Here is an 8,661-nt window from a genome sequence, read left to right as displayed (position 1 = left end):
TCTCAGCAAAGTTACTATTTGCCTCTTGCCATAATGGTGGTATCCACATTGGGCCTTCAACTGCAAGTCCTTCCCCCAATTTACCAATAACTGAAAACTGCTGTTTTTCGATAATATCGACCACTTTTTCTTCCTCCTGCATTAACGGTTTCTTTTATATTTCACCATATTATACTTAGCAAGGTTCATTAAACTGTCCTACTTGTTAGGTGCGCCATCATATCTTTTGAATTTAAGTCAGGCTGCCGATGATCCACGCAGTCTGTTGTCATGGCACTATCGTACCCGTTAGNCTGTCCTACTTGTTAGGTGCGCCATCATATCTTTTGAATTTAAGTCAGGCTGCCGATGATCCACGCAGTCTGTTGTCATGGCACTATCGTACCCGTTAGCTGAACAATTCTCATTTTTTAGTTTGTAATCTTCTAACCTTTAGTAACAAGCCTCCTCAAGCGCCTCGAGCATGGATAATAACTCCTGCTTTAGTTCTGGATCCGTAATAACGCCTTCTTTATTCAGTTTCAAAGTGATGTGCGGTATGATCACTCTTGCTACAATCTCAGCATTGATCATTTTAAGTGTAAGCAGAAGTGAAGCATGAGCTTTATCACCGCCCATTGGAGTTGGTGAGGCACTGATTACCGCTGTAGGTTTATTCATAAACATGGTTGTAGATACGAGCCAATCCAAGGCGTTTTTCAACACGCCAGGCACGCCGTTCCCATATTCCGGTGTACATAAAAGCACACCATCTACCTCCTGAAGCTGTGTCCTTAATCCTCTGACAGGAGCTGGTCCTTCGTCAACATCGATGTCAGGGTTAAAATGCGGAAGGTCGCCCAACCCGCCATAGATGGTAAATTTCATGTTTTCCGGGGCTAATCCGATGATGGCATTCATTAATGCTGTATTTGAGGACTTTTGACGAAGACTACCCGAAATAGCCAAGAGTTTTGGAATCATACCTCCGCCGATCAATGTTGACGCGTACGCCCATGAAGCCGTAAGTAAACAGNCCCGCCATAGATGGTAAATTTCATGTTTTCCGGGGCTAATCCGATGATGGCATTCATTAATGCTGTATTTGAGGACTTTTGACGAAGACTACCCGAAATAGCCAAGAGTTTAATTTCCTTATCCATTCAACATCATCTCACTTCTTCTGTGATTTAATAATTGCCGCTAAAGAATGGTCGGGCGTGGTGATATGCAAGTACATTAACGGTGACCTTCGGTAAAGGAGTTCGACAACTTACTGCTTTCATCGCGCTTAATGCTACGAATAATTCTGGTTATCGGCGTAATGGTGATATTCCGGCTTCAATATTGATGAATTTGCTTCCCGACTTCCTCATCGAATCGATAGATCTTCATTCTATCACCCTTTGACCGCTCGACTCCCTGCCCAATCGTTTTGCGTAACATTTTCATTAAGTGTTGAACCCGCAAACATCAATAAAATACTCAGATTCATTAGTTATGCTTCTTTAAAAATAATTTCTTTTTGATCCTTATTTATATATGAATCCCAAAAAACATCCGCAATACAATCTGGATCGTAATAGGTTCCTCGTTTAACATAACCATGGATCAACACCTGTCCTACATAAATTCCATACGGAGACAATGTATCACTCAAAGAAAGTGCGAGTGAACGAATTCCAGCTTTGCCTATGGATAATGAGGCATATTCTGGATTTGGCTCAAGGGCAATTGTTCCTCCTGTGAAGAAAAGAGTTCCATGTTTACGTTCGATCATTTCGGGGATCACTTGTTGAGCACTTGTTAATGCACCTACTGTATTCACTTTAAAATCATCGATTAATTGTTGCTCTGTTAACGTAAGGGAATTTCCTTGAACAATATTTGCTACATTGTAAACAAGAACATCAGGTACTCCATATTCTGACTTGATTTGCCCAAAAGCTATTTTCAACGACTCTGGGTCAGAAGCATCGGCGGGAATCCCATAAGAATCAATATTTTGTTCATGAAGTTCTTGTATGCTACGTTTCAACGATTCTTTAGTTCTTGATACGAGAATCACACGAAATCCATTATTGCCAAATTTTTTTGCAATACCAGCGCTTATTCCTGATCCTGCTCCAATTATCACAAGTAATGGTTTATTGTTCATTAATCTAATCTCCTTTTTTATGTTTTTAGCATGACTTCGATTTTTGGTTGAATCCATATATTGAACAAATACTATAAACTGCAACCTTTTCTTATACAGTAATAAATGATCCTCATAGTCAAGAATTTTTGTTCATAAATAGCAAGATAATAACTTGTTTTTCAAAGTCTTTCCGAGAATTTCCTCCGATTGTCCATCGGAATAGACATTGGCCGTATCGAAAAAATTGACGCCCGCATCCATTGCCTGATCGACTAGAAGTCCCGCGTCTCTTTCGTCAAGACCGCCGAAGATCCCCCACTTTGCGCCGCCTCCGAATGTCATCATGCCCAAACCGATTTCCGATACCAGTACTCCCGTATTACCGAGTAAGTTGTATTTCATATCTGTTCGTCTTCCGTCCTTGTCCGCAAATTAGATGACCAAGTTGTCTTTGGAATCAAGGAAGCGCAAAGGCACAATCCCTTCTGCACTCTGTTCCAATCGAGCGACGATATCCGATGTTTCCTGATAAAATGGCGGAGAGTGAATCATGCGGAAATGGATCGGAACCAATCTTTTTGCTTGTAACACTTTTGCCGCAGCGACCGCCTGTTCAGGACTTAGCGTGATCGGCAGGCCACTGTTGATGCGATTCGGAAACTGGATGACCGCTGCGTTGACCGGCAGGAATGCCGCATCAAACGGACCGTGCTTCTCGGCGATTTTCCACCAGTAGCCATGCCAGAGCGTATCCCCGCAATGAATGATCTTCTTCCCCCCTGCCTCTACGACCCAGGCCACTTGAGGATCACCGTTTCCATCGATGGAATAGGTAGGCGTAACGGTAAAAGATCCGATAGGGAAAGCCGCTTCAACGGTTACCCCGATGACATTTTTCAAACCGCTCTCGCGTGCCGCCGGCACAGCCTCCTCGGGAACATATACAGGGATTTCTTCGCCATAGAAGGATGCGATCGAAACCGGGTCGAAATGATCCGCATGTAAATGGGTGACGAGTACCGCATCGACAGCTCCAAAATCGCTTAAGGGATAGACCGATTCATGGATGGAGCCATATTTGGGGTGTACGTTAAATAACGGATCGATGACAAGACTTGCTTCCTCCTGTTTGATATGGACTCCGGCCCAAGGCATTCTTTGGATAATCATATTATCAACACGCTCCTTTTATTGGTTATCTCATCTTCAGCGATATTTACGTTCATTCTCTTCGATCGGATAGTCATTCGCGCTCATATCGCGACGCTTCATTAAGCCATCCTCGTCAAATTCCCAATGCTCGTTGCCATGCGTCCGCATCCACTGGCCGGAATCTGCGTCACGCCACTCATACTCGAAACGTACGGAGATCCGATTGTCGGTATAAGCCCATAGCTCCTTCATTAAACGATAATCCAGCTCTTTGGCCCATTTGCGGCGGAGAAAATCTTTAACCGCGTCTCTGCCGGTAAAAAATTCGGTGCGGTTTCTCCACTGGGAATCGATCGTATAGGCTAACGCAACTCGCTCAGGGTCGCGAGAATTCCAAGCATCCTCGGCAGCTTTCACTTTCGCCAGTGCGGTTTCCAAAGAAAAAGGCGGCGCTATTTTTTTCTGCATCGTAAATTTCTCCTTTTCTTCGCGGCGGCCCCTAGACCGACGCTGTTCATTTATCGAAAGTACTTCACTTTATCCGTAATCGGGTTAAAGGCCTTCTCTCCCGGGGCGAACGTCGGCTTGCCGAATGGCATTTGCGTGATCAGCTTCCATTCCGCGGGCAGCTTCCATTCCGTCGCGACTTGCTCGTCGATCAGCGGATTGTAATGCTGCAACGATGCGCCAAGCCCTTCTTGAACGAGCGCCGTCCACACGACGAATTGCAGCATAGCCGAAGATTGATTGGACCAGACCGAAAAGTTGTCTCCATAGGAAGGGAACTGCTTTTGCAATCCCTCAATGACCGTCTGATCTTCAAAGAACAATATCGTCCCGGAGCCTTTGGAGAATCCGTCGATCTTCTGCTCCGTCGCAGCGAATCGTTCCGCCGGAACGATCTTGCGAAGCGTTTCTTTCGTGATGTTCCACAAATTATCGGATTGTTCGCCCTGCAGCACGACGACTCGAGCGCTTTGGGAATTGAACGCGCTAGGCGAATGGTTTACGGCATCCTCCACGATCTCTTGAATGCGCTCATCCGGTACGACCTGCTCCTTGCTAAGTCCATAGAACGTTCTTCTTTCCTTAACGGCTTGCATGAATGTTTGGCTCATTTGCGATTCCTCCGCTTTCTCGTTAGCGATTTCATTGTTTAGGTTGGAATTTGCTTCCTGCTGTCTGAAATCATCTTATCACGCTATAATTCATATGAAAAATATTCGAATTGTTGATATAATATATGAAAAATATATGGAAGTGAGGCCCGTCTATGGAGTTAAGACAGCTTCGTTATTTCTTAGCCATTGCCAACGAAGGGCAAGTCACCCGCGCCGCGCAAGTGCTGAACATGGCACAGCCTCCCTTAAGCCAACAACTAAAGGCGCTGGAGGACGAGCTCGGCGTCATCTTATTTGAACGCAGCGGCAGACGCATGATACTGACGCAAGCGGGCGAACTGCTTCGCTCTCGAGCCACGTCCATCATTCATCTTGTTTCCGAAACCGCGGAGGAGATGAAGGAGCTTCATTACGGCATCAGAGGCGTGCTGCATATCGGCTCGGCCCGCTCCTGCAGCTCGTTCCTCCCTGCCCGAATTCAGCAATTTCAACTCGCCTATCCGCACATGAAGTTCCGTCTCTGGGAAGGGGATCCTAACGGCCTGTCGCATCGGATCGAGAAGCGAGAGCTCGACTTCGGTCTCATTCGGCTTCCGCTCGAAACGGACTTAGACCCGGGTCTATTCCAAATTGAGGAGCTGAGGGAGGAGCCTTTCGTAGCGATTATGCCGTCCGCTTGGGATGCGGATCCTTCGAAGGCCGACATTCGGCTCTTCGACCTTCGGGATCGGCCGTTCATTCTGCTCCGTAACGAGAAATCGACCGGAACGCTGAACATCATTACGGATGCTTGCCGGCAGCTCGGATTCATGCCGAATGTTATATGCGAATGCGCAAGCATTTTCACGATCCTGTCCATGGTCAAGGAAGGACTTGGCGTGACCCTGCTTCACGAGTCTGCCGCAATGGCTTTGGCTCCATCGCAGCATGTGAAGTACCTGACGGATACGTCCGTGAGCACGAAGGTCGGCCTTATTTATTTGAAAGTGCGGTTATTGCCGCGCAGTGTGCAGCTCTTCATGAAAACGTTCCAAGATATGCGAAGCCTTTGACGTAGAGCGCACCCGTCAGGACTTCCTCTGGCTCCCATCTGAATGCTAGGTGGGGGCAATTTGACGTTCACGGATGCGCTGTTCGCCTCGTTCCATATATTTTTCATATAACAATCCTATTATTTGAATATTTTTCATATTGAAAATGCCGTGCTATCCTAACCTCATCGAAGCAAATTACGAAAAACGCTTGAAAGAGTGGTGACAGATATGATCGATGTGATACGGAGCGGCGATATGGGGCAGGGGGATCACGGCTGGCTTCAGAGCAAATCCGTCTTTTCGTTCGGGGATTATTACAAGTCGGATAGAGTCAGATTCGGACCTCTCAGGGTGTTTAATGACGACGTCATCCAACCTAACGAAGGATTCGGCCTTCACCCGCACCGCGAAATGGAAATCGTCACGATCATGATAGAGGGTACGGCGAGGCATGGGGATTCAACCGGGGACGTTCACCGCATTCATGCGGGAGAAATTCAACGAATCAGCTCCGGCACGGGGATTGAGCATTTTAATTACAACGATTCCGCTACCGATCCGCTTCGATTGCTGCAAATCTGGTTCCACCCGAATCAAATCGGCTTATCCCCCTCCTGGGAACAGCGGAAGTTCGAGCAATCGGACATGCGAAACCTTCTCACACCCGTCGTTTCGGGCGCGAAACGGGATCGTATGCTGCATATTTCCCAAGATACGACGTTATATATGTCCGTTCTCGGAGCGAGTCAATCCCTTTCCTTTCCGCAAAATACAGAGCGCCTGACATTCTTCTACGTGATTAAGGGGGAGGTACTACTGAATGGAGATACCTCCCTTAACAAGGGCGACGCTGCCCAAATAACTCATATGGATCAATTAACGATGGATGCCGTACAGGAGGCGCATTTTCTGATCATCGATCTGCCTCCATATCCATGACGGTTAACGGAGAGGTGAATGGAATGACCGATGTCTACCATGCAGGGGAATTGACCGTACAACAAATGGCCGGCGCCGAAGTCATTGCGGTACTGAACAGCAGAAGCATCAAGAAAACGATTCCTAAGGGTGCCGTCACTTTTCTGGAAACACAATCGCTGATGATTGCCGCTTCCGTAGATGAGCGTGAAAGGGTTTGGAGTTCGGTTTTGACAGGAGAACCCGGATTTCTGCATGTGGATGATGAAGAAACGTTAACCATTCGATCGAAACCGGTTTGGAATGACCCGCTGATTCGCAATTTGAGCTTGAACCAAGAACTTGGCTTGTTGGTCATTGATTTTAACAGGCGGATCAGACTGCGGATAAACGGAACAGGTCACTTCGATGAGGATCAACAATTAGTTGTCAAAACCGAACAAGTCTACGGCAATTGTCCCAAGTATATCCAGAAAAGATCATTGCTTCCTCATGGCGTTTACGAGAGAAAACAGCAGTCCGATCATCGCAGCGTCCATCTAAGCCCCGAATATCAGGAATGGATTCGTCATGCGGACACTTTCTTCATTGGAAGTATGAGTTCGGAAGGAAAAGTCGACGCTTCCCATCGTGGAGGGTCGCCTGGATTCGTGAAGGTCGTCGATGAACGAACGCTGATTTTTCCCGATTATTTCGGCAATTCCATGTTTAATACGTTAGGAAATATTCAATGCAATCCAAGCACCGGTATTTTATTCGTAGATTTCGACTACGGGCATTCCTTGCAGCTTACCGGGCGATCGGAGATTATCTGGGATCCCGAAGAAATCTCCCTTTTCCCCGCTGCGGAAAGGTTGGTTCGGTTCGAGGTCGACGAGGCTCTATATACGGAAAATAGTACGCGGATGGGTTGGGATTTTATCGAATTTTCGCCTTCAAATCCAACGCTATTGACCCTTTGAAAGATGGTGAGAGATTTACTTCGGATCGGATCGGCAATACAAACCATTCATTGAATAATAGGAGGAGTTACAATGGCAACGAACAAGTATGTGATCATTATCCAAGCGAATAAACAAGATGTGAGCAAGGCCGTTCACGGGTTGCTGTACGGGCAAGAGCTGCATGAGGAAGGCTTCGAGGTTGAAATTCTTTTTGATGGTCTGGGAACGCAATGGCCGAATGAATTCAGCAAAGCGGATCATCTGTTTAATCCCTTGTATAAGCAAGTCATGAAAACAGGCATTATCAAAGGCGGCTGCCAAGCTTGTTCGGCATTTTACGAAGTGGCGGAGGAAATCCAAGAAGCCGGAGTAGAGCTTATCGGTGCCGAAAAAACCGGCGGGCACATTCCATTCGCTCAATATATGAAGGAAGGTTTCCTGCCTATCATCCTTTAATCTTGTTACGGAATAAAGTCCCTGTCTTGGATTTGCTGTGATCAGTAAGGAGACAGGGACTTTTCGTTGACGAATCAACGTACTAACGGTTTGATAAATATCTCCTTGGTTTGAGAACATACCAAATGATACAGAACTGACTTGTGTATCATTCGCCGTTGGAGTGACATTAAAACACCACGTTTTTAATTACATTTCCAAAACATCCATTTTCGATTGAGTTAAACCTATTATTAAATTCAATTTTCATCAAGCAGATAATACTTACTGGCACATTCGGTGCAAATAAAACCGCTGTCTTGATCAATATCATCGNAATTGAGTTAAACCTATTATTAAATTCAATTTTCATCAAGCAGATAATACTTACTGGCACATTCGGTGCAAATAAAACCGCTGTCTTGATCAATATCATCGTCTGTATCGCAAATACAGCAAGTCGGTTCCTCGTCGATCGGATAATACTTTCGTCGTCACATTCCATGCAAACCAATGCTTCCTCAAAACCATTCTCGCCTTCCAGGGTGATGCTGATTGGAGACTTAAAGGAAATCGATCTTCGCTAAGTATACATTATCTCTGTCGGCAATCGGATAATGTACTTGTCATCGTCAATTGAAAAGAACTTAATCCTATAACTAAAAAAGCCCGCGATTTAAGCGGACTTCAATCGGACAATGTTCTTATCCTTTGACAATTGTTAAGCCAATTGCTTTGCTCTATGGAATATTTGGAGTAACGTTTCGAAGTCTTCTTTTAATGTCKCTTCAGTAATGTTGTTTTGTTGATCATTCTTTTTAAAATGTTCAAGTTCRTTGTTTTTCTGCTGTAATTGCTCTTTTAAGTTACTGATTTGATTAGCCATATTTATAATAAGTTGCTTCTGCTTGTCAGCTAATAGAATAATYTGTTCCATG

General features: G+C 45.5%; 11 protein-coding genes. 4 read left to right on the top strand and 7 right to left on the bottom strand.

All coding sequences use genetic code 11. The annotated features are described in order from the left end of the window. Positions 1-432: 432 nt before the first annotated feature. The 6 genes from ASG81_RS26830 to ASG81_RS26805 form a co-directional block, all read right to left on the bottom strand. The gene (locus ASG81_RS26830; RefSeq protein WP_056641896.1) at positions 433-963 is read right to left on the bottom strand and encodes an NADPH-dependent FMN reductase; all 531 of its coding nucleotides are present in this window, start codon (positions 961-963) and stop codon (positions 433-435) included. Between the two features lie 514 nt (positions 964-1,477). Continuing rightward, positions 1,478-2,137, bottom strand: a complete 660-nt coding sequence (locus ASG81_RS26825) for an SDR family NAD(P)-dependent oxidoreductase (protein ID WP_056641893.1) — start codon at positions 2,135-2,137, stop codon at positions 1,478-1,480. A gap of 132 nt (positions 2,138-2,269) precedes the next feature. Next, on the bottom strand, positions 2,270-2,521 hold the full coding sequence (locus tag ASG81_RS26820; RefSeq protein WP_056641890.1) for an aldo/keto reductase: 252 nt from the start codon (positions 2,519-2,521) through the stop codon (positions 2,270-2,272). A 30-nt stretch (positions 2,522-2,551) separates the two neighbouring features. Beyond that, positions 2,552-3,289 (bottom strand): MBL fold metallo-hydrolase, encoded by a 738-nt coding sequence (locus tag ASG81_RS26815; protein ID WP_056641887.1) that lies wholly within the window; start codon positions 3,287-3,289, stop codon positions 2,552-2,554. A gap of 36 nt (positions 3,290-3,325) precedes the next feature. Then, positions 3,326-3,739 (bottom strand): nuclear transport factor 2 family protein, encoded by a 414-nt coding sequence (locus tag ASG81_RS26810; RefSeq protein ID WP_056641884.1) that lies wholly within the window; start codon positions 3,737-3,739, stop codon positions 3,326-3,328. A 50-nt stretch (positions 3,740-3,789) separates the two neighbouring features. Continuing rightward, the gene (locus ASG81_RS26805) at positions 3,790-4,389 is read right to left on the bottom strand and encodes a nitroreductase family protein (protein WP_056641882.1); all 600 of its coding nucleotides are present in this window, start codon (positions 4,387-4,389) and stop codon (positions 3,790-3,792) included. A gap of 155 nt (positions 4,390-4,544) precedes the next feature. Here ASG81_RS26805 and ASG81_RS26800 point away from each other — a divergent pair, with 155 nt between their 5' ends. The 4 genes from ASG81_RS26800 (at position 4,545) to ASG81_RS26785 (ending at position 7,744) form a co-directional block, all read left to right on the top strand. After that, complete coding sequence (locus ASG81_RS26800; protein WP_056641880.1) at positions 4,545-5,444, top strand: LysR family transcriptional regulator; 900 nt, start codon at positions 4,545-4,547, stop codon at positions 5,442-5,444. Positions 5,445-5,654: 210 nt separating this feature from the next. Further along, complete coding sequence (locus ASG81_RS26795) at positions 5,655-6,365, top strand: pirin family protein (protein ID WP_056641877.1); 711 nt, start codon at positions 5,655-5,657, stop codon at positions 6,363-6,365. A gap of 23 nt (positions 6,366-6,388) precedes the next feature. Further along, entirely contained in the window at positions 6,389-7,306 is a 918-nt protein-coding gene (locus tag ASG81_RS26790) for a pyridoxamine 5'-phosphate oxidase family protein (RefSeq protein WP_056641898.1), read from the top strand. A 72-nt stretch (positions 7,307-7,378) separates the two neighbouring features. Continuing rightward, the gene (locus tag ASG81_RS26785) at positions 7,379-7,744 is read left to right on the top strand and encodes a hypothetical protein (RefSeq protein ID WP_056641874.1); all 366 of its coding nucleotides are present in this window, start codon (positions 7,379-7,381) and stop codon (positions 7,742-7,744) included. A 700-nt stretch (positions 7,745-8,444) separates the two neighbouring features. On the opposite strand, the gene ASG81_RS32410 is transcribed toward ASG81_RS26785, so the two are convergent. Continuing rightward, a partial coding sequence (locus ASG81_RS32410; RefSeq protein ID WP_442952964.1) for a hypothetical protein occupies positions 8,445-8,661 on the bottom strand: 217 nt, incomplete at its 5' end.

Origin of the sequence: Paenibacillus sp. Soil522, from assembly GCF_001428245.1 — a bacterium.
Lineage (GTDB): Bacteria > Bacillota > Bacilli > Paenibacillales > Paenibacillaceae > Pristimantibacillus.
Note: the sequence above shows the minus strand (reverse complement) of the source record. Positions and strands in the feature narration are given on the sequence as shown.